Origin of the sequence: Runella sp. (assembly GCF_027484545.1) — a bacterium.
Taxonomy (GTDB): Bacteria; Bacteroidota; Bacteroidia; order Cytophagales; family Spirosomataceae; genus Runella.
Window position 1 is genome coordinate 1 of record NZ_JAIXST010000053.1, and the last position, 22,546, is coordinate 22,546.

A 22,546-nucleotide genomic window follows, 5' to 3' on the forward strand; every position below is an offset into this window, starting at 1 on the left:
CGCAAAAAAGAAATAAGATTATCAGTATGTTTATCTGAATAGATATACTGGTAAATACATTGATGACTTAGCAGTTTTTGACCAGCCTCCAAGGCCAATACTCCACTTATCTGCTCAGGTGAAAAACGTGCTTTCAAATGTGTCAAAACTTGTTCTTTGAGATTACCTTTCATCTTATAAGGCTCTCTTTTACAGCGATATGAACACGATTTATGTGCCTCAATTCCGACATAATCATTTGATAATGAGCAATGTCTTCTAATTTCCCTACTTATTGTAGATTTGCTTACTTTTACAAAATCGGCAATTTCATATTGCTTAAGATTTTGTTGTAAAAGGGTTTGTATTTGGTACCTTTGCTCAAGGGGCAACTGTTTGTATTTTGCCATCTTGTTTTATGATTCGACACCACAAAACTATGGTTTATTATTCACAACAGTTGGCTCTTTCATCAGCAGTCACTAACAAGTAACGGCTGGATAATTGCACTTCAAATCTGAATCTGCGCTTTTACTATATACTTATTATCAAATCAATTCGTATTCATTCAAATATCCCTGAATGGTAGGGACGTCGTTAAACATCATGATATCAACAATCGAAAGCCAGGGAACAAACTCATTTTTAAACTGTGAATATACCAATGGCTTCGATTTAAGGAAGTTTAATTGGATACCCACTTGCTCAAAATTGCTTTTATCGTACAAGTCAGTGCCGCCAATCGGGTTGATGTAATGGTTAGCCTTTTCCTGTTGACAAATATTCAAAATTCGTTCCGGCCCTTTCAGATGTGTATTTTCGTAAATACTTGAGCTTGGCACAATTTCGGTTTGAATACCTAAATAGTCAATTAATATCCCAAAACTTCCTGCAATCCAATCGCTCACCTTTTCGGCATCTAAATTGATAATTTTTTCGGTGACTGCAAAGGCCGTTATAAAAAAGGGCGCTTTTTTATAGGCTTGCTCAAAGGTCTTGAGCAGTTTTCCCCGCCATTTTGGATCATCGCTGAGATAAATTTCATTGATGAGTTTATTTTGGCTTGCATCTTTGAGTGGAATCGTAAACAAGTACTCCTGTCCGTTTACTAAGAGGCGATTACGATTAATCCACCCTTTATTGATATAATTGACATCATCATAAAGCACAAATTTATCCACTGCATTCATCAATTGCAGATACCCGATGTAAGGGAGAAAATAAGGTTGCATAATGGCAAGACGCATAAATCAGTGGCGGGGCCGCCCGTGCGGCAGTTAACAGTTTACAAAGGGTAAAAAATAAGTGGTTTGAAAAGATTACTTGAGCTTTCTCAAATAGTAATCTTCTCCGGGTACAATGACTCCTTTCATGGTGGTGTCTGTTCCCAATCGAATGTCAGTAGGCAAAGGAGCTATTACATTTTTTGAGAAAAACAGATAATCTGCCTCTTTAGGAATCGGTTGTACTCCTTTTTCAAACGGGTTGATAGTAAGTAGTCTCCGTGTGAGTTTTTTCCCATAAAGAGGATATTCAAAATCGTCATTAATGGTTCCTAAAGCAACCGTTGCTGAATCAGGAACAATTTGGTCAAATTTTTGGTAGGCTTTGGTTATGTCAGGTCGGGCAAAAGTCATCATTTCGATACGCTCTGTCTCAAAAGCGGATTGTCTCCCAAAAGCATCGAATGGCAAGCATCGAACGTTTAGAAAAACGGCTAAAAGCGCAGAAATACAGGCCAAAACAGTAACTATACCAACATAAGTTTTCAAAGCCCATGAATAACCCGATTTCTCAAGACTGTATTGATGGGTAAAAAGCAAGGTTAAAAATAAGACCCCCAAAATGCCCGTTTCCTGAAAATAACGGCCTTTCCACGGGTCATAAGCGGCTGAATAGGAGAGTGCTGCAAAATGTAAAAGCACGGCTATTGCTAAAAACCAGTACACAGGAGAACGAATGATTCCTATCAACACTAAAAACAACAGCGGAAACACCAAGGCAAAACCTAAGATACCCCAATAAGGATTTCCGTTGGCAAATTCAAACCGTCGTTCAAACGAAAAAGGTTGAATGGTAAATTCCGTGGTTTCATCCAGACGCATCTTAAGCTTGTCTTCCAGCCATACCAACGGTTTTCGCATGATTCTGTTGGCCTCCTGCCCGATTTCTACGTTGCGAAGTCCGTCCAGATTAATAAAATCATAGGCATATCGTACCACATTGCGCGAACCCTGTTCAAATAGATTACGATACCCTCCGTTCGATGTAGCCCGTTCAATTGATTGGTGTTTTAGTGAAGTGGGAGGGCCGATAGGATGACCAAAGACCTCAATATTTTTCAAATACCCCGTCGGCAAAGTCCAGATGCAGAAGCAAATGATAATGGCAACTCCTAATTTAAAAACAGCAGACCAATTGATACTTGCCGTTACACTTTCCTTATTTTTCCCTTTACCTCTATGCAGGAATACTGTATAAAGCATTACAATAAACACTGAAGGAAGCAGCAAAGTAAATGTAACTTTATGTCCATATACAACGCCGAAACTCAAAGCAGCTAAATATAGATAGCGATTTTCGTGAGTAGACCGGTAGGTGAATAAAAAGTAAAGCAAGCAACTCAGGTAAGCTGCCAATACAATATCTGTCTCAGTCGTAACGGCCTGCATCAAAAAATCTAAAAACAGGGCAAACGCCAATGCACAAAAAAAGCTGGCATTTAAACTGTTTTTTGTAATGCGTTGGGCAATCCCAAAAATCGCAACCAACGTAATCCAAAAAGAAAGATGGTGTATTAATTTGAAGGCATTTTCAAAACCTCCGGTCATTAAATACGAATAGATTTGAAGTGTACAGACGCTCTTGGGATAGGTATCAATGTTCCAATTTGTTCCTCCAAAATGCGCCATAGAACCGCGCTGAATGTATTGCACTACGCGGTTAAGATGCCCCGTCATGCTATCCCATTCGTTGGGAACGGTAAAAAAAACCAACAGTAGATTTGTGATACCGATAATTACTACCGTAAGAATCATTATTCCAAACAGAAAACGCAGATAAGTACCGCCACTGACATACCAACGCTGTATGGCGTGCCAACGGTGCAGAATCATTGTTTGAGAGGAAAACGAAGCTGTTTGAGGAGCTATTTTACCAAAAATAACACTAAGAACAGTTGGCGGAATAAATACTCCTAAAGCCCAAGCCCAAGTAGTGCCTGTCAGATGGAGTGGTGATAGACAGAAACCCGTACTAATAACGCTGCTTGTAAAAAGAATAAAAGAGGTAATGAGCCAATCTACCAGGGAAGGACGGCAAATCTTTGCTGATGTACGTCCAATGTACCAAATAAACAGGCCAAAACATAGTAAGCTTATCAGCGTCATTCCTTACAAATTTTGGTTAATCAAGGCAGCAATGCGCCTTACATCTTCATGGGGCAATTCGGCATGTAGAGGTAAGCATACAACTCGTGGTGATATACTTTCGGAGACAGGGCAGGATTCAGTAGCATTCAGGAAAGGTAATTTATTAAGCGAAGGGTAGAAATAGCGCCGGGGAACAATGTCGTTTTGATTTAAAACATCACGAACCGCAAGCATTTTGGCCTCAGATTCAAACACAACTGGATAATAAGCGTAGTTGCGCTCTAAGCCTATTACCCATTCTGGAGCTTGGAGATGATTCCAGTCAAGTAATTCCGTATATAAATCGCAGACCGCTTTTCTGGCAGCAATCAGTTGCGACACCAGAGGCAGATTACAAAGCCCCATTGCAGCGTGCATTTCCGAGTTTTTGCCATTAATCCCTACGAAATAATAATCATCACCTCGATGCCCAAAGGCGCGCATCAAGTGCAATTTTTCATCCCATTTGGAATTATTGGTAACAATTGCCCCGCCTTCTACCGTATGAAACAATTTAGTGGCGTGAAAGCTGCAAGTGGCAAAATCTCCGTAAGAAAGTAAAGAGCGGTCATTAAAATTGGCACCGAAAGCATGAGCTCCATCGTAAATAACAATAAGGTTATGCTTCTTCGCAATTTTCTCAATTGCTTCTACGTCGCAGGCATTCCCGTATACGTGCGTAGCCAAGATAGCTCGTGTACGTTCAGTGATGGCTGCTTCAATCAATTCGGAGTTGATACAATATGTTTTTGGGTCAATATCAACGAATACCGGTTGGCAGTTTTCCCACAAAACAACGTTGGTCGTAGCTACGTAAGAAAAAGGAGTGGTTATTATTTCTCCCGGTTCATCAAGAAGTTTCAGTGCCATTTGCAGCACGATAGTACCGTTGCCGCAAAAAGACAGGTACTCCACTCCTAAGTATTCTTTTAATCCCTTTTCTAACTCGCGTGCCAAAGGTCCGTTGTTAGTGAGAATGCCATTGTCCCAGATTTTTTTTAAATAAGAGACATATTGGTCAAAATCGGGAAGATATGTTTTGGTAACGTTAATCATTCGCTTCAGGGAAGCCGACCGTTTAGACCAGTACTTCTGATTGACTAATTTGAAAATTTAATTGAGGACGTACGTACCCGGGCCATTTGCCATACCATGTTACGCCTTCTCGGTGATCTTCTACTTCAAAAGAGAGTGCGTCGAGCAGTTGAAACAATACTGTAGATGTATCTTTCACAACCATGATGGAGATAACGTAGGAACCATCATTCAAAAAGTTGCCCGGAACTTCAAGCGTTGCCGATACCAACCCTTTCTCAAAAGACTGAGAAGCCGTACCTACATTAAAAATACACTCCCCTGTAAACGCATATAAGTGCAGACTTAGGTTAAGATCCGCGCGGTCTGCCAGATTCCAAAATTCAATATGTACCCGAACTGGTGTCCGAACATCTATGTAAAGTTTGCTGTCTTGATATTCAGGGTCAATCTTCACACTGCGGAATCGTATTTCATCGGTTCCTGGACCTTCTTCGGGTGTTTCCCAAAAATGCTGTAAATTGGTCTTGGCAACGTGGCTGAGGTAATTATTGACTACATGTGTGGTATCACCCTGCATTTTCAACTTTCCGTGTTCAAAATAAAAAGCACGATTGCAAAGCGACTTCACGGCAGCGAGATTGTGGCTTACGAACAAAATTGTTCGCCCGCTTTCGGAAACGTCGCGCATTTTGCCGAGGCATTTTTTCTGAAAATCAGCATCCCCCACGGCCAATACTTCGTCAATGATAAGAATTTCAGGACTTAAATGCGCCGAAATTGCAAATCCTAACCGCACGTACATTCCTGATGAATAGCGCTTCACGGGTGTATCAAGGAATTTTTCAACTCCTGCAAAATCAACAATACTATCGAAAGCGTTTTTGATTTCCTGGCGTTTCATACCAAGAATCGCTCCGTTTAAGAAGATATTTTCGCGGCCTGTCAGTTCAGGGTGGAAACCCGTCCCCACCTCTAACAAACTGGCAACCCGACCTTTAATTTTTACTTTACCGCCCGTAGGCTCGGTGATTTTACTCAGAATTTTAAGAAGCGTAGATTTGCCTGCACCATTGTGGCCGATGATACCGACCCGGTCTCCTTGATTAACGGTAAAATTGACGTCACGGAGTGCCCAGAATTCTTCCTGTTCTACTTCATCCTGTTCACCCTTACCGAAAAAATGCTTTATTTTCTCCGAAAAAGTATCCCGCAATGTATGACTTTTGCGAGCAGCTTTTTGGTGATCAATGATGTATTTTTTGCTTATATCTTCTGCAATGATAACCTGCATTGAGTTCGTAGGGATTTATCTAAGGTCAAAAGTAATCAAATGTAGTCAACAAATGAATTTTCTTCCTTACGAAAATAGTAAATGGAAATTGTCAACATGACCGCAATCAGCCCCATTGTACTATACAAACTACTGACTTTGAAGAATGCCCCGTCGCCAAGAAGACACCACTTAAAGCCATCAATAATACTTACCATTGGGTTGAGATAGTATAAATCATACCACCAAACATCATGATTTGCTTCTACTAAAGAGCTGCTGTAGGCAATGGGACAAGCGTAAAAACCTATTTGTACAAGAAAGGGTATGAGTTGTGCAATGTCTCTGAAACGTACATTCATTACAGCAAAAATCAGACCAAAGGCCAAAGAAGCTAATAACGTTAAAACCAGAAAAGCAGGAAATAAAATAATTTGCCATCCGGGAGTGTGACGAAACCAGACAGAGATCAACGCAAAAAGTGCAATAGATATGAAAAAGTCCACAAACCCCACTACGACAGAGCTTAAGGGCATAATCAAGCGCGGGAAATAGGTTTTTGTTACTAAATTGGAATTTAATAAAATACTATGACTGATTTGGGTAAAAGTGCTGGAAAAAAAGTTCCAAATGGTAATTCCGGCCAATACCATTAGAGGATATGGGATTCCGGCATCTCCTCTAAATTTGCCTACCATACTAAATACAAATACCATAACAGCCATGGTAGCAAAGGGCCGAATAACGGCCCATCCTGCTCCAATCACTGTTTGTTTATACCGAACCGACAAATCTCGGCGGGAAAGGATCCACAATAATTCGCGATTTTTCCATAAATCACGCCAATAATTCTTCGCTCCGTGTCCCGCTTCAATAACTATTTCATCCGAATACGCCATTTCTTTTTGAGTCGATTAAGCATTAAAAATTAGGTATTGAATTAAGAAGTTAATTTTCTCCCTTAACTTTTAACCGGTTTCTTTTTCATATCCCGCAATGCTTCCGAGTAAGTTTGTTTTGCAAGGACAAAGATAATTGCAACAATCAGCCCAAGAATCGCGCCAAATTTTGTATTTTCTCTAGTAAACAATTTGGTTTCCAAAGGCAACACGGGTGGTTCAATAATGGTAAACAGCGGCGCTTCTTTAACGATTGACATCCGTAAATTTTCAAGACTCCGAGATGCTTCTAAGTATATGGAGGATACAAAAGTGGTACTGCGGGTCAATCGACCCTCTTCTACTTTTGCCGTTGGTGCCACCGCTTCCGTATTGATAACAGTTGTTCTGGCAAGACTGCTTTCAGTTCGATTCAGCACTCGTGCCAACGAATCTACGCGTCTTTCCATAATTCCTAACATCTCCCGCGATTTCCGCGTTTGGTTTTCCTGATAGACGCGTTCGATGGTTTTAAGCAACAGCTCGGCAAAGGTTTTGGAAACCATTTCGTTTTCCATTAAAACCGTTAAGTCATAAAAAGCCGTTTTCAAATCAGGTTGACCTATTGTGATTTCACGATCTCGGATTTTATTTAATACGCCGTCAAAAACCTGCCGTTCTTTTCTCTCCATAGAATCCCGTCTGCTGTGCGTAATGCGCACATCCATCCATTCGGGAAGAAAGCTGGCCCATTCGTCCTGGCGCAGAAAGGTAGAATCCAGGTAATAATTGACAAATTTCTCTTTTCTTCCATCGCTTAGTGTTACAGGGGTCAATAAAACTCGTTCCAACACGGGACGCGTTTTGATAACGTAAAAAAGGTTCTCTCCTTTAAACAAACCCGCATCTCCTGCCTGTCCCCCGTTCATACCAAGCAAGCTTCCAAACCCGCCCATTTCCTGACCTCCCGTTACACCACTTACACTAAAGATGATTTTAGAAAGATATTGAAGCCGTTTGTTTTTTTCAGCATCTACATAATATCCTATTCCCGTACCTATACCTGTGATTAGCAAAATAAGCCACCAATTCTTGAGTGCCAAATCTTTCGTCTCAATTAGCTTTTGAAATATCAGTTTAGGAGAAAGGGTTACTTGATCTTGTTGTTCCATAATCAAAGACTGAATTTGAATATTTATTATTGTGCTCCTAATACTTTGAAAGCTAATACAGTGGTAATGAGGGTCATCAAAGTTGACGAAATTCCGATAACTGATTGCATGGCACGCTGCGCCTCTGCCAAATCAGATTGGGTACGTTGCGGAACATGGATTTCAGAGCCCGGCTCTACTTTAGGATAAACATTGAAAAACAGGAACTTGCGCGTACGATCAATCGAACCGTTAGGATAAATCACGTACGATTTCCGTTTTAGGGACATCCGAGTAAATCCTCCCCCCTGTGAAACATAATCCATAAATGAACTGCCACTGCGGTATTTTACTGTAGTAGGGAATAATAATTCTCCCTGTAGACGAACAGTTTCCAAACGTTTAGGGATATCAATAATGTCACCATCCTGCAAGATAATATCTTCTTTACCACTGGGATTACGTAAAATACGACCCAAATCAATTCCAATCGCTTCCTGTTTATCTTTAACAACAGCTTCTGCTTCAAAACGACCTTTTTTTGCATCATCAGAGATTTCTGAGACAGCTTTGTTGCGCTGGTTTATTTCTTCTTCCGACAACGTTACTTTCCGAAGCAGTGTTGCTCCATTCTCGTAAGCTTGGGCCGTTAATCCGCCTGCCCGTACCAACAAATCAGAGAGTTTTTCATCTTTACTTTTGATACCATAAATACCGGGACTTACAATTTCCCCTTGGAATGTAACAAATGTTTGTGGTTGATAATTGGACGATGGGCGTATCAAAATCTCATCATAGGGCTCCAGAACAAAATGGCTATTACTGCCATTGAGCGTTAAATCGCGATTAACATCAAAGATAAATATATCCGCAATTTGTGCCGAGGCAGATTGTACATTAACATCACGTCTCCTACGAACGATTTCAATTTTTGAAGTAGCTGCTGACTCTTTGAACCCACCCGAGCGAATAATGGCATCTTCAAGTGTTAAGTTTGAAGTATAGGCCAAATTTACTTCCGGGCCCTGATTTACTTCACCCACTACTTTGATGAAAGCCCCTTCACGCAACTCAAATTTTGAAGGAATAATAATTTGATCTTCGCGTCGGAGCAATAAGTCTTCGGTTTTTCCATTCATCATATCGGCCAAGTTGATGGAAATATTTTCTACTGATAAATCATCGCGTGTGCGAACCACATTGATACGACCCGTAAATGCTTCACCGGTCAAACCTTCCGCATTTTTAATCAATTGAAGCAATGATTTATTTTGATCCAATGAATACTGTCCCGGACGATAAACTGGTCCTGAAATGGTAACCATATTTTCAAAACGAGGAAGCAGCATATCGGCCGTTATTTCGTCGCCGTTGCTAGGAATATATTTATCGTAATCGCTTGACCTAACATCTACTATACGACGCTCTTTAGAAGTCAATCCAAGTAATTTAAGGCGATCTGTATAGGCATTGTCAGTAAAACCGCCTGCATAGTCCAAAACCTTACCGATAGGTTCTGTGGGCAACAATTCATAAAGTCCCGGACGTTTTACATTCCCTTTTATTTCTACGCGTTTTTTATAAACACTTACCTGAACTACGTCATTATCCTGTAAACGAATATCGGTATTGAGCATTCCGTTCATTAGGAGTTCGTACAAATCAAGTGTTGCTACCACTTTATTACGACGTACTACATTGATTTGACGAAATGAGCCAAGCTCATTGGGACCTCCTGTCAAATAGAGCGCATTGAGGGCTGTAGAAAGTGAAGAAACATTATAGGTGCCCGGTGTAATTACTTCTCCCAATACCATCACTCGAATGGTTCGAATCCGACCCAAGCGAATTTGCAGATAAGTACTTGCACTACTGCCCGGTGCGCCCAAATTGTTATAGTAGGGTGACAGACGGGTAATCAATTCTTTTTGTGCCTGCTCTATGGTGCGTCCGCTCAACTGTACTGGTCCAATCGGTTTCACAAAAGCAAAGCCGTCTGAATTAACAACCATTTCTATCTGAGATTGTGAATAACCATAAATATAGGCAGTTAATTCATCGCCAGGGCCAACCGTATAATCACGCGGAGTAGCGAGATTTTCAGAAGGTTCAAAAGATAATTTGGAATTATTAAAAAGCTGATACCCAAATATCTTGCGGCGCATCTTAGTTAATTCCGCCTGACGATAGGCTTCATCGGCATCTTCATTTGTAGCGGCATTTTTATCATTCGCCTTTTCGTCGGCTTTTTCTACCTGATTCAACAACGCTTTCGGGTCAGCTGATTTTTTTGGGTCAGCTCCTTTTTCTGTACTCTGTTGAGTAGTAGTTTGAGTCCCTGTTGTTGTAGTTTGTCCCGTAGAGGCCGGCGCGGCGGGTTGCCCTTTAGCCGGAGTACTTGAGGGAGCTGAGGATGGAGTTGAACTCGCCGGTGTTTGAGCATTAACGACAATAACGGCGAATAAACTGATTGAAAAGGCCTGTACAATGGTGCGCCCTGCGCTGAAAGTAGATAAATTCCTAAAAAAATTCTTCATGAAATTGTGTTCAAAGCGAAAATCTTAGATTCTGATTAACAATAAATTAACACATCGACCAAGCCAATATTTATACAGAATCAAATTGGCCGACAAAGTAACGCAACTTTTTTAGCTTTTTAAACTTTTTTCTTTTTTAAGGCCATTTTCGGGGCTTATTGTATGATTTTTCCGATATGTTCATCTCTAAAAATAAATAAGTTATGTAAAAACCAAACCGTTAAATAAACCGCAATAAAAAGTTTAATAGATAAAAAGAACTTTGTTTTGCAAAGTAAATATATTTTCACCTAACCCTGCAAGTTTTACGCTATAAAAATTTTGTAACGGGCCGTTTTTGGAGTTTATCCATTGCATTTGCTATTTTTAAATCGTAATTTGTAACAACAAAGGCAATCTGTCCAACAGTAAGCTATTTCTAAATCAGTATATATTCAATGGCAGAACAGGTAAAGTATGACGAAAGCAGTATTCGTTCACTCGATTGGAAAGAACACATTAGATTACGTCCGGGAATGTACATCGGTAAGCTCGGGGACGGTTCGGCAGCTGATGACGGAATTTATGTCTTGGTAAAAGAAATCATGGATAACTCCATTGATGAACATACCATGGGGTTTGGGAAGGCTATTGACATTAAAATCACTGAACACCGCGTCGAAGTTCGTGATTATGGTCGGGGAATACCCTTGGGAAAAGTGGTTGATTGCGTCTCTAAAATCAATACCGGAGGCAAGTATGATTCAGGTGCTTTTCAAAAATCTGTAGGTCTAAACGGGGTAGGTACGAAAGCTGTGAATGCGCTTTCTTCTTATTTTAAGGTACAGTCCTTCCGTGATGGGAAAAGTAAATGGGTAGAATTCCGAAAAGGTGATATTACAACCGAGTCAGGAGAGGAAGAGACGAATCAGAGAAACGGCACTTTGATGACGTTTGAACCTGATAATACCATTTTCAAAAACTACCATTATATCCCTCAGTTTTTGGATAACATGATTTGGAATTATTGTTATCTGAATGCCGGGCTGGTAGTCAATTTTAACGGACAAAAATTTATCTCTCAAAACGGTTTGCTTGATTTGCTCCGTAACAAAACCGACGAAGACGCCATCCGCTATCCGATTATTCACCTTAAAGGCTCAGATATTGAAATTGCGCTGACCCACGGCAATCAATACGGAGAAGAATACTATTCGTTTGTCAACGGTCAGTATACGACGCAAGGAGGAACGCATTTGGTTGCTTTTCGGCAATCATTGGTGGATACAGTACGGGATCACTTTAGCAAAGACTATGCTGTAGAGGATGTGCGGGCTTCGATTATTGCAGCAGTGAGTGTTCGGGTGCAAGAACCTGTTTTTGAATCTCAAACAAAAACTAAACTGGGTTCTAACAACATTTCGCCCGATCCCAACAGCCCAACGGTGAGAACCTTTGTAAATGATTTTTTAAAGGCCAAACTGGATAATTACCTGCACATGAATCCCGCCGTAAAAGAGGCGTTGAAAAAACGGATAGAGCAATCGGAACGGGAACGGAAAGAACTGGCTGGAATCAAAAAATTGGCAAACGAACGGGCAAAAAAAGCCAGTTTGCACAACAAGAAACTTCGCGATTGCCGTAATCACCTCACGGATGTAAAAGCAGAAGATCGCTACGAAACCACGCTTTTTATCACCGAAGGTGACTCCGCCAGTGGCTCTATCACTAAGTCTCGTAATGTACAGACGCAAGCCGTGTTTAGTTTGAGAGGGAAACCCCTTAATTGTTTTGGGTTGACCAAGAAAGTTGTGTACGAAAACGAAGAGTTTAACTTACTTCAACACGCACTTGATATTGAAGAAGGGCTTGACAATTTACGTTTTAATCGTATCGTCATTGCTACAGACGCTGACGTAGACGGAATGCACATTCGTCTACTAATGCTGACATTTTTCCTGCAATTTTTCCCGGATTTAGTGCGCAACGGCCACGTATATATTTTACAAACTCCACTTTTCCGAATTCGTAATCCACGTAATCATAAAGAAACGATTTATTCGTACAGCGAAGACGAACGGCAGAAAGCCCTTAAAAAATTGGGCGGGCTTAAGAAAGTGGAAATCACCCGTTTCAAAGGATTAGGTGAAATCTCACCCGAAGAATTTGGGAAATTTATTGGCGAAAATATTCGCCTCGAACCCGTCATTTTGGAAAAAGAAGCGACGATTCCCAAGCTTTTGACTTACTATATGGGTAAGAATACTCCCGAAAGGCAACGATTCATTATTGACAATCTTAGAGTAGAGAAAGACGTCATTGAGGAGGCAACCGTAGCGGCTTAAAAAAAGTAAAGGCTCGTTTAAATGCGAGTCTTTACCCCATCAATTATTATTTGGTCGCATATTTACGCTTTCTCCACCATTGCCATACGCCTCCCAAAATTCCAATGAAAGCCAGAGGACCGAGCAAATTGAGCAATTGCCACTGCGTACGTTCTTCTTTCAAACGGAGTTTATCCAAAGGACGCAGCGTCACCTGTTTGTTTCTAGCCGTGATAAGCCCTTCTGAATCCATCAGATAATCAAGCGCATACAATGCAAAATCTTTATTGGCAAAGGTTTTTTCCGAAAGTCGGTCGTAGCCCAAAGGCAATGGAGCACCGCGTTTGTAGTCAATGTCGTTCACAATCAAATCTCCGTCCGAAACTACAATCATCTTCGTCGGTTTTCCTTTTCCTATAAAGGTGGCTGTGCGAGGGTCGTTGGGTAGCAGACGATTATTAAATAAGGAGGTAAATGAGCCTTCCAATAAAACGGCTATGTCTTTTTCACCCGTATTGTAGTCTTTGGGGTCGGGTTGCTGACGGGCTTCGTTGTAGGCCACCAAAGCGGGCGCTTTGCGAATTTGAGTGTATTTAGAAGTCAGTAGCAAGGGAGTTTTTACAATCCCCGGTGCTTCAACCGTATCAATTGTGCTCGGAAAACGGGTATAAATGGCATCCAAATTACGGACAATCGGGTGTTTGCCAAAATTGTTAATTAACGGAAAAAAGCGCCACGGCATCGGCTTTATTTGTGGTTTATCGCCCATATTACCTACGTTGAGCGGAATCATGGCACAACTCAAATCTTTTACTAAATTTTGATTGACCCGACAGCCGTATTTAAACAGTAAATCATCCAGATTCAAATCCAATGGCTGTGCAAACGTGCCTTCTAAACTGATACTGTCCACTCTGGCACCATCGATAAACATCAGTAACTTACCGCCGCGCATCACAAACTGATCCAAACGATATTTTTCATCGTCGGTAAAAGGGGTATCGGGTTTAGGAATGACCAATAAATCTCCTTTTTCCCATGAATCGGGATTCTGTACGTCAAAATAGAGGTCGTAATTTTGTTGAAGGTTAGCCAAAAAATCTGAAAAACGTTGGGGTGGCACCTTGGTATGACCCACCAAAATTCCGACGCGTTTCCGTTCTTTCTGAGTCAACCGCCGAATCGCGGAAGCTAATTCAAACTCTACCCCTTCGTAGGATTGGTTTAACCGTTCTTCTGAAGAGGCTGAACTGTTTCCTTTCAATAGTTGCACTGGATATTCTTTGCCATCATACACCAAAATCGCTCCAGGAAATACCAGCCGCTCAGTGCGTTTTCCATCTTCGTTGGCAAACAAATTGGTGGGAATCAAGCCCTTTTGAATCAATTCTTCCTGCACTTTTGAATCTTTCGGTTCGATAAAACGATAGGCCAAATTCACTCCGCCATAGTCTGAAAAAGATTCTAAAGTTTCCTGAATGGCTCGCTCCAGCCGCTCAAAACCTGCGGGAAAATCGCCCGTCATGTACACTTTTATCGTCACTTGCTCGTCTAAATTTTGGAGAAGTTTTTTGGTAGCATCAGAAATAGTATACCGTTTTTCCTGAGTCAAGTCCCAACGGAAAAACAAAAAAGAAGCCAGTACATTAGCGGCGGCAAGAATGCCAATAAAAATAAGCAGTTTAACGATTTTCGACTTCATAAAGTCTGGATTTTCGGCCAAAGATACGCTAAAAACGAAAAAGGAAGCCGTATCGTGTGGCTTCCTTAAAAATGACCTGTACTATTTTATGGGATTCATAACGACATTCCTCAATTAGTCTCCACCCGAATCATAGCGCTGTTGCCGTTTGTGACGCCGGCTCCGCAGGTATTATTAATCGAAACCACTTTGTATTCCGTAGTCGTTCGTGGGTTGACAGTAAGTTGATAGGGGTTAATAAAAGTACCAGCCACCGCTGTTCCGTCGGAAAGTACAAAAGACCAAGGCGGCAGACCGTTTTTAAACGTAACCCGGATACGAGCTGCTCCGCCGGGGCGAATCACAGCCCCGCCCGTCACGAGAGCCGAAGCGGCATTGGGCATCATGACGTTGATGTTGGTAGGTACGCCTTCCGTAAATGGGAAAGTGGAAATAACCCGAATTTGCTGCGTAGTAAGTGTGTCTTTAAGATACGGCGGTAAAATCTTGGCACGTAATGCAGTAGCTCCTCCCATCGTAGGAAGGTTGACCCATTTTCCGCTGGTGTCCGTTATTTGAACCACAAAGCGGTTTGCATTTTCAAAGCGTCCGGTAGTGGTAAACGGCACCGTAATTTCAGTACCGGAGCAAATGATTTTATCTGATAAGTTACCGGTTGTAATAGTTGCCGGCGGGATTTTTACTTTTACAAAAGCATTTCCGGAAAAACTTCCCACCCCGCAAAATCCGCCTGCGGAGGTAATGCTGTAAGCCGTTGGATTGTTGGGAGTTACTTTAATTGTATAAGGAGTGACGCGAATGTCGTTTTGGTATGTACCGTCCGATAAAAGCACAAACCAAGGGCCACCACCGCCAAAATCCAAGCTCAGATTAGTGGAGCCTCCTTCGGGAATTTCAAGAGAATCACGACGTAAGGTTGCCGTTGCCGTTGCCGAAACGTTCACATCTACCGTATCGCTTGAAATCGTGGGAAAAGTAGATACCACTCGCAATTTATAATTACCCGGCTTTATTCCAAACGGCGTTTTTGCCATGACGGGGCTTTCTGAAGCAATTTCAGAAATATTGGCAAAATTTTCTCCCGCAGCATCGCTCAATTGTACGACAAACCCATTTCCGACATTGTATTTACCCGTTGCATTGAAATTGATCTGAAACGGAGTACCTGTACATACCCGAAATCCGGCCTTGGGAACTGCTTTCAGCGTAATAACGGGCAATGTATCCTGACTGACCTGTACCACTAATTCTCCCGAGGTAGTGCCGCTCCCGCAGGCATTGCTGACTGATGTTACTTTATAGGAGCCCGTTTGCGCAGGAGCTACCTGCGCCGTATAGGGATTTATCATTGTGTTGGTTACGGTGGTGCCATCGGAAAGTGTAAAAGACCAAGGAGCCGCGCCGGTGAGCAAAATACGGTACGTTGCCATTTGGCCCGGGCCGATTTTGGCTATGGCACTGCCGTCGTTTAGCTCCATGCGGGCGTGAGCGAAAGGCAAAAGCGTCAGGCGTGCGAGTTTACTTGTACTCTTCGCAGAAACCACTCGTACCGAAACCAAACCCGAGCGATTGGCGGGAAGCGTTGCCCGAATCGGGCTTTGAAGAGCCGAATCCGAAATCGTAACAAATTTGCCTGAAATGTCAGCTATCTGTACTCGGAAATAGGTGTTTTCTTCAAATTTGCCCTCAGTGCTGAAAGGAATAAGCACCGAACTTCCCGGACATACAAACAGATGGGAAAGATCGACGATTTTTATCTCAGATTTGATGATGGGCGCTGCCGTATCAGGCCGAAAAGTAGTGTCTCTTTGAAGCCCGATGATTTTTTTAGCAACACTACCGGTGTCTTTGCGAAGGGTGTCTTTACGCAAAGTGTCTTGACTGTAAGTGAATTGGGGTTGGTTTTTTACCTTCGACCACAGCCCTGCTCCTGCCCAAGCAATTACAAAACAACTAACAATGAATTTGTGCATACCTCTACCTGTTGAAGGGCAAAGTTACGGTTGTTTTCACAAATTCCCCACTGCCTGATGAATATGAGCGACTTGTTTGGGTTCAAAAACTACACAGGGAAAACCAAACAAACATTTATCTTTAATCATTTGGGCTACTTCTACTGGCACGCTTTCTTCCCAGCCCGGCTCGCCGCGTTTGATCAATTCAAGCACGCGGTCGGTCGAAATTTTAAGGTTTTCTTCGTTGTAATCACGAATATCTTCGATTTTGTCGTTACATACCAAGTAGTTAAAAAGAGGCTGGAGATTGGTGGATAATTCAAAATTTTGACAATTGTAGAGTTTGCCGTTTTTGAAAGTTGGGTAAACAAACAGTTTGACATTTCGGCTAAACAAAGTCGAAAATGACTCTAAAATTCCGCCGGGCAGATTGTGGTAATAACTTTCTTCAAAAATGTATTCCAAATTAGGAATGCCCAATACTAAACCGATTTTGAGGCGTGTGGTTTTGGCCAAAAATGCCACTAATCGGTGGTATTCGTGGTAGTTGGAAATCATTACCGTTTGCCCAATCGAACTCAACACATCCACGCGGTCGAGAAAATCTTTTTCGTTGATGTCTTTTTCGGCTCCCCGCAAATTTTGAAGCGTAAGTTCGGCTACCATCATTACCTTTTTTTCGTCTACGTCGGGTTTGGCTTTAAATTGCTTGAGACCATTGTGAAGCATATCTACGTGGACATTGGTAATGGGGCGAAGCCTGCCGCGCAAAAGGAGAATGTGCTTTTTGTAAAGCGCTTCCGAGGGTTGCAACACTTGACCGTCTGGACCAAACATCGCTACTTCCGTGAAACCATGTTTTACCAAATATAAACTCATCAGGCGATTATCAACGTGTTGAAAATCGGGTCCCTGAATCCGAATCATGTCTATTTGAACGCGGTCAGGGCTCAAATCGTCCATGAGCGAAAGCAAAAGCGTTTCGGGCGATTTGTAGTAATTAAAACAGCCGTAAATCAGGTTAACCCCAATCACACCCAGGGTGTATTGCTGTAAAATGCTGTCGTTGTCGAGCATTTTAATGTGAATTACAACATCATTATAAGGCGAGCGGGGAGTGAGCTGAAACCGAAGTCCCAGCCAACCGTGACCTTCGTTGCTTTTCTGATAATTGAGCGCTACGACGGTGTTGGCAAAAGCAAAAAACAAACTGTCAGCACCGCGTTTTTCGGCCAATCGCTGTTCTACCAAGTCGTATTCATGCTTAACCATTTTCATCAACCGTGATTCGACAACGTAGCGGCCACTGGGTTCGGGGCCGTAGATTTCGTCACTGAATTTCATGTCATACGCCGACATAGTTTTGGCAATCGTACCCGAAGCGCCACCCGCTTTAAAAAAATTGGCAGCCGTGTCCTGTCCTGCTCCGATTTCGGCAAAAGAGCCATAAATACGGCGGTCTAAGTTGATGCGAAGAGCCTTTTGTTTCGTGCCAAGGTTTTTGTCGTAAGGAATACTCATGAAATTGTCGGTTGCTGATAAGGTGGGTTAAAACTTTCCAAAGTTTTAAAGGAAAATCGGACGAGTTTGTACAAAACTAATTAATAAACCCGTCAAGATTGTACAAAAATACGATAAACTCCCTAAACTCCCATACCACAAATTGACATACACAGCTCCTTTAGTAAGGTAAAATAAACAATGATTGAATAAGCCAATTCTACCAAAATGAACCTCAAACTGGAGTATTGATTCATTTAAATGTGTTTTCATTAGTAATTTAGGTAAATCAATTTTGGATTAATAGGTTTGTAATGTACTTATAATCAATGAATTAATCACTAATTGTCAATTCACTAATTCACAATTGATTCCCAGCTACCCAAATTGTGGATAAAGTCGTAATTTTGCAGTATGCAAATAGATAAAGATACTCTCCATAAGATTGCGCACTTAGCGCGTTTGGAAATCAAACCGGAAGAAGAAGCCCCTTTGTTGGAAAGTCTCGTAAGCGTGCTTTCGTGGATGGAACACCTAAATGAGCTTAACACGGACGATGTAGCGCCGCTTACGCACATTTCTTCGGAAATAAACGTGATGCGTGAAGACACGGTTGGCAATCACTTATCCCGTGAAAAAGGGCTTTTGAATGCACCTTCGCAGGATGGTACGTATTTTAGAGTTCCGAAAGTGATTGAATAAGTAGATTCGCTCCGAGTGTAAAAAATAAAGCTCTTCCCAAAAATGAGAAGAGCTTCCAAATAACAGATGTTGGTGCGTACTATAAAGTAGCAATCAACTTTTGATTCAAAACTACGTAATCGTCGTTTTTAGCTTCTTTGGCCAATTCAATAGATTTCATGGCTGTTGCTTTTGCGCCTGTTTTATCGCCTGCTTTTGCCTGAATTTTTGCTTTTAAGTGCATTACCCAAAACGCAGTAGGTTGTGCTTCAACGGCTTTGTTAGCCCATTCCAATGCTTTGGCAATGTCTTTACCGTTATCAAAATAATAACTGGCGGCCTGAAAATAAGGACGGCTGTCTACAGCCATGGCTGAGCTGATTTGCGCCATGATTTTAGTGTCAATGTCAGCCACTACCGGGATTTGTACCGCGGTGTTTTCCCATAAGATTTGGATGTCGGCAGAGGAGGCTGTCAAATTACCTAAAATGATGGTGAAATTCTCAATCATCATAGGCAGCTGCATAGATTCTACTTTGAAACGAGCCACGTCATCTTCGGTTTTGTAGCCTGTCAAACCGCTGTTATTAGCGCCTTTGTTGATGATAATTTCCCAAGCACCGGCAGTAGGAACGGAATAAATTGCGTACGAACCGGCTTTTACGGGCATTCCACCCACTTTTACATCTTCTCCAAAAGTTACTTTGGTAGCTGCGTTAGCACCTGTTCTCCAAATTTTACCGAACGGTACTAAGTCACCAAAAATCTTGCGGCCTTTTGCTACCGGACGTGAATAGGTGATTTCAATGGAAGAAAGGGCAAAGTCTTGCTTGAGGGTTTGGGTTGGACTGGGGGCCGGGGTCTTGATACCTTGTGCAAAAGCACCCGCTGAAAGAAGGACAAAAAGAAGTACAACGACTTTTTTCATTTGATTTTTTTAATTTTGGTTAAACGATTATCGCTTACAGTCTATCGGCTATTAGCTGAATTGAAAACTCAATAATTCACTAAATAATTCAAAAAAATGACGGCTAAGTGTACCGTTGGGTTGAATTTATGAGATAATTACTGATGTATGTCATCATTTACCAACGAGGAAATGCCGATTTTTGGAGATATTAGATTCGGAGGGCCTGATATCCACTAATTATTAAATTGCTACTTTTTACATGTCAAAGCAACATACTTTTCATATTCCCGTCATGGGTCTGGGCTTTACGATGGAGTCGCCCATTAAAGTCGCTCGTTTTGGGATTTCGTCGGTCATTTCCATCATTGAAGATGAGCTGATGGAGCGCCTCCGTGAGTTGTACAGCCCGTGGGTGAATGAGACGTTCAGTCCAATTACCAAACATCAGGAAGACTGGCGTGCCAAACGAATTCAATCCTATCTCAATTTGGTCAATCAAATTGTAAATCAGCAGGTTGAAAAGTTACAAAATTTGCCCTTTACGGTTGGAAATGAAATTGTTAAATACTTCGAACTCCTGCCCGACGATTCGGCCATCAAAGAACTGTATCAGAAAATGATGTTGCTTGAAGAAGGGGAGAACAAGGCGCAATTGCAGGAAAGACTTCGCAGTGAAATTAAAGCCGGGGCTATTGACGTCAACATCATGGCGAAAGTAGACCGAAACAATTATACCAAAGAAGGTGAAATGCTTCCTAAAGAATTTTCGGATGCACTTTCCAGTTTGCGGGGTTTTGCCCAAAGTGATTTGGAATCTTCGGTGGTTTTTTCTGCTGGTTATAACCCGCGCCTGTATGGCTACATTGATACATTCAGCGACTTTTTTCCTGACGTAACCGGCTATTTGAAAAAGAAGATTGTGCTGAAAGTAAGCGATTACCGTTCGGCACTGACGCAGGGTAAACTATTGGCCAAAAAGGGTTTGTGGATTTCTGAATTCAGAATTGAATCAGGATTGAACTGTGGCGGACATGCTTTTGCGACCGATGGGCTCTTGTTGGGTCCTATTATGGAGGAGTTTAAGGCAAATAGAGAAGCCCTCGCAAACGAGCTTTGGACCATGTGCAATCAAGCCTTGGTTTCAAAAGGAGCTACAACTTTTGAAACTCGACCCGTGCTTCGCATTACAGTGCAGGGCGGTATCGGAACTGCCAACGAGAATAAATTTCTGTTGGAGCATTACCAAGCCGATGCTACCGGTTGGGGAAGTCCGTTTTTGCTCGTTCCGGAAGCGACGAGCGTGGACGAAACTACCCTTCAGTCGTTGGCTACGGCCAAACCTGACGATTATTACCTGAGTCATGCATCACCGTTAGGGATTCCTTTTAATAATTTCCGAAAAAGTACGGCTCAACAGCAATTAGCAACGCGTATTGCGAAAAACCGCCCGGGTAGTCCCTGTTACAAGAAATTTCTGGTAGCTAATACGGAATTTACCGAAATACCCATTTGTGCCGCTTCGCGCGAATACCAGCATTTGAAAATTAATAAATTGAAACAACAGAATCTTTCGCCCGCAGCGTACGAAGCGCAATTGGCGGAGGTGACCGAAAAAGATTGCCTTTGTGAAGGTTTGGGTGCTTCGGCTTTGTTGAGCGAAGGCTTGCAACCTGCTCATAAACTCAATGCCGTTACGATATGCCCAGGGCCTAATTTGGCGTATTTCTCCGGCGTATTTACGTTACAGCAAATGGTTGATCACATTTATGGCCGTTTGAATTTGCTCAATTCAGTGAAGCGTTCCAACCTGTTTGTGAATGAGTTGAGGATGTACATCAACTACTTTGATGATGAGTTGAAGAAAAACATGGATAGCCTCACGACCAAGAAAGTGCGTTATTTCCAACTGTTTCAAACGAATCTTCTGCAAGGGGTGGATTATTATAAACGACTCATGCCTTCTCTGAAAAATGAAGCGGAGCGGTATTTGGAAGAAATGAAGGAAGAACTAAATCAGTTTGAAAATACGATAAAAAATATGTCAGTTCCCGTTCCTGTGGGGGCGTAAATGAAGAATATTAGTTTTTGGTTTTTTAAGTGTTTCAGTGGTTAGCAAATTTTTGCTGACCACTCTTGTTTGATTCTCTTTCCGGAAAGAGTTACTTCTTCTGCTTTTTCGCTGGTTTCCCCTCCAATACCTTCGTATGCTATTAAATAGACAAAACCGGGCGAGCAGTGGAAGGTCATCAGCCTGAAAGTTAATCAATTGTATGAGGAAGAAAACGTAAACTTGCCTGTGATTGCTATAACACAAAGCTTGGAATTTAAGAAGCAATAATCGCCAACTCTATTGTTAGAAATTCATAGAGACTAATCACTTTTATTGAGTGATTTTTAAGATAGTCTGTGCCCGTTGGTATAATTAAAGACATATCTTCCAAATTGAATCCATTCGTTTTTAGATGCTTAAAGTAATACCGCGCGGGAGACCCCGTCTATTTTCCAGCGTTTAGCATATTTTTTGTCAACCATTTTCTGATGTAAAATAGGGCTCAATTATGATTTCAAGTTGCTAAATAGAGCGTTAAAATAGTTTTTTTTGTAAAAAAAGCTTATGATTCTAAGAATAAATGACGTTGTTGATGACCGATTATGCTATGAAAAAGTAAGAGAACTCCGTTGGTCTGAAGGGGTAAAATGTCCTCACCGTGGCAGCCATAAACACAACCGTCATGGGCATCACAATACAACTGAACACCGTTATCGTTACCAATGCAAAGATTGTTCGAGGTGTTTTGACGATTTAACCAATACTATTTTTCAAGGGCATCATCAGCCACTGAAAGTATGGATAATATGCCTTTACCTAATGCGTTTAAACCTCTCTAACGCACAGATTTCCAAAGAATTGGGAGTAAGCGAAAACGACACACACGTAATGACAAGCCTTTTAAGAGAAGGCGTTTGCGAGAAAAGTCCACAAGAAATAGTAGAAGGCGAGGTAGAGTTTGATGAGTTATACCTCATTGCAGGCCATTTCATATATTCATAAAACTGTTAACCATACTCAAGGCCAGTACGCCCGAGATGAGGATGGCAAATGTGAAGTCCATGTCAATACAATGAAATCTTTTTGCGGGGCTCCCCGTGCGGTCATTGTTAAGGCCGTGGCTACGTCCCCATCGTGGAATTTCGCAAGAAAGACTCCCTTATTATTTGGGATTTTTTGAAT

The 22,546-nt window shown here is 41.8% G+C and carries 17 protein-coding genes; 4 read left to right on the forward strand and 13 right to left on the reverse strand.

Annotated features, from left to right (window positions below):
- From Q0081_RS04750 to Q0081_RS04785, 8 genes are all read right to left on the reverse strand, one after another.
- Window positions 1-389 (reverse strand): helix-turn-helix domain-containing protein (locus Q0081_RS04750; RefSeq protein ID WP_298349900.1); only part of this gene is annotated, 389 nt, incomplete at its 3' end.
- A 138-nt stretch (window positions 390-527) separates the two neighbouring features.
- Window positions 528-1,226, reverse strand: coding sequence for a WbqC family protein (locus tag Q0081_RS04755; RefSeq protein WP_298349901.1), 699 nt, complete (start codon window positions 1,224-1,226; stop codon window positions 528-530).
- Between the two features lie 72 nt (window positions 1,227-1,298).
- The gene (locus Q0081_RS04760) at window positions 1,299-3,368 is read right to left on the reverse strand and encodes a glycosyltransferase family 39 protein (RefSeq protein WP_298349902.1); all 2,070 of its coding nucleotides are present in this window, start codon (window positions 3,366-3,368) and stop codon (window positions 1,299-1,301) included.
- Window positions 3,369-3,371: 3 nt separating this feature from the next.
- On the reverse strand, window positions 3,372-4,445 hold the full coding sequence (locus Q0081_RS04765) for a DegT/DnrJ/EryC1/StrS aminotransferase family protein (RefSeq protein ID WP_298349903.1): 1,074 nt from the start codon (window positions 4,443-4,445) through the stop codon (window positions 3,372-3,374).
- 22 nt (window positions 4,446-4,467) lie between these two features.
- Complete coding sequence (locus Q0081_RS04770) at window positions 4,468-5,718, reverse strand: ABC transporter ATP-binding protein (protein WP_298349904.1); 1,251 nt, start codon at window positions 5,716-5,718, stop codon at window positions 4,468-4,470.
- A 35-nt stretch (window positions 5,719-5,753) separates the two neighbouring features.
- Entirely contained in the window at window positions 5,754-6,596 is an 843-nt protein-coding gene (locus Q0081_RS04775) for an ABC transporter permease (protein ID WP_298349905.1), read from the reverse strand.
- A gap of 62 nt (window positions 6,597-6,658) precedes the next feature.
- Window positions 6,659-7,747, reverse strand: a complete 1,089-nt coding sequence (locus Q0081_RS04780) for a hypothetical protein (RefSeq protein ID WP_298349906.1) — start codon at window positions 7,745-7,747, stop codon at window positions 6,659-6,661.
- Window positions 7,748-7,773: 26 nt separating this feature from the next.
- A complete protein-coding gene (locus Q0081_RS04785) occupies window positions 7,774-10,263 on the reverse strand; it encodes an SLBB domain-containing protein (protein ID WP_298349907.1) in 2,490 nt (829 codons plus the stop codon).
- A 437-nt stretch (window positions 10,264-10,700) separates the two neighbouring features.
- Here Q0081_RS04785 and Q0081_RS04790 point away from each other — a divergent pair, with 437 nt between their 5' ends.
- On the forward strand, window positions 10,701-12,587 hold the full coding sequence (locus tag Q0081_RS04790) for a DNA topoisomerase IV subunit B (RefSeq protein ID WP_298349909.1): 1,887 nt from the start codon (window positions 10,701-10,703) through the stop codon (window positions 12,585-12,587).
- Window positions 12,588-12,633: 46 nt separating this feature from the next.
- Here the strand turns inward: Q0081_RS04790 and gldG are convergent, their stop codons facing one another.
- From gldG to Q0081_RS04805, 3 genes are all read right to left on the reverse strand, one after another.
- Complete coding sequence (gene gldG / locus Q0081_RS04795) at window positions 12,634-14,268, reverse strand: gliding motility-associated ABC transporter substrate-binding protein GldG (RefSeq protein ID WP_298349911.1); 1,635 nt, start codon at window positions 14,266-14,268, stop codon at window positions 12,634-12,636.
- A gap of 110 nt (window positions 14,269-14,378) precedes the next feature.
- Window positions 14,379-16,241 (reverse strand): hypothetical protein, encoded by a 1,863-nt coding sequence (locus tag Q0081_RS04800; RefSeq protein WP_298349913.1) that lies wholly within the window; start codon window positions 16,239-16,241, stop codon window positions 14,379-14,381.
- A gap of 36 nt (window positions 16,242-16,277) precedes the next feature.
- Window positions 16,278-17,744 (reverse strand): TonB-dependent receptor, encoded by a 1,467-nt coding sequence (locus Q0081_RS04805; protein WP_298349914.1) that lies wholly within the window; start codon window positions 17,742-17,744, stop codon window positions 16,278-16,280.
- A 393-nt stretch (window positions 17,745-18,137) separates the two neighbouring features.
- On the opposite strand from Q0081_RS04805, the gene gatC reads away from it, so the two are divergent.
- The gene (gene gatC, locus Q0081_RS04810) at window positions 18,138-18,425 is read left to right on the forward strand and encodes an Asp-tRNA(Asn)/Glu-tRNA(Gln) amidotransferase subunit GatC (RefSeq protein ID WP_298349916.1); all 288 of its coding nucleotides are present in this window, start codon (window positions 18,138-18,140) and stop codon (window positions 18,423-18,425) included.
- A 79-nt stretch (window positions 18,426-18,504) separates the two neighbouring features.
- Here the strand turns inward: gatC and Q0081_RS04815 are convergent, their stop codons facing one another.
- Window positions 18,505-19,332 carry a DUF2911 domain-containing protein gene (locus Q0081_RS04815; RefSeq protein WP_298349918.1) on the reverse strand — a complete coding sequence of 276 codons (828 nt, stop codon included), beginning with the start codon at window positions 19,330-19,332 and terminating at the stop codon, window positions 18,505-18,507.
- Between the two features lie 241 nt (window positions 19,333-19,573).
- Between Q0081_RS04815 and Q0081_RS04820 the strand changes: the two genes are divergently transcribed.
- Window positions 19,574-21,382: a hypothetical protein gene (locus Q0081_RS04820; protein WP_298349920.1), complete on the forward strand. Its 1,809-nt coding sequence runs from the start codon at window positions 19,574-19,576 to the stop codon at window positions 21,380-21,382.
- 41 nt (window positions 21,383-21,423) lie between these two features.
- On the opposite strand, the gene Q0081_RS04825 is transcribed toward Q0081_RS04820, so the two are convergent.
- Window positions 21,424-21,561: a hypothetical protein gene (locus tag Q0081_RS04825; RefSeq protein WP_298349922.1), complete on the reverse strand. Its 138-nt coding sequence runs from the start codon at window positions 21,559-21,561 to the stop codon at window positions 21,424-21,426.
- A 622-nt stretch (window positions 21,562-22,183) separates the two neighbouring features.
- Here Q0081_RS04825 and Q0081_RS04830 point away from each other — a divergent pair.
- A complete protein-coding gene (locus Q0081_RS04830; protein WP_298349923.1) occupies window positions 22,184-22,366 on the forward strand; it encodes a hypothetical protein in 183 nt (60 codons plus the stop codon).
- The last annotated feature ends 180 nt before the right edge of the window (window positions 22,367-22,546 follow it).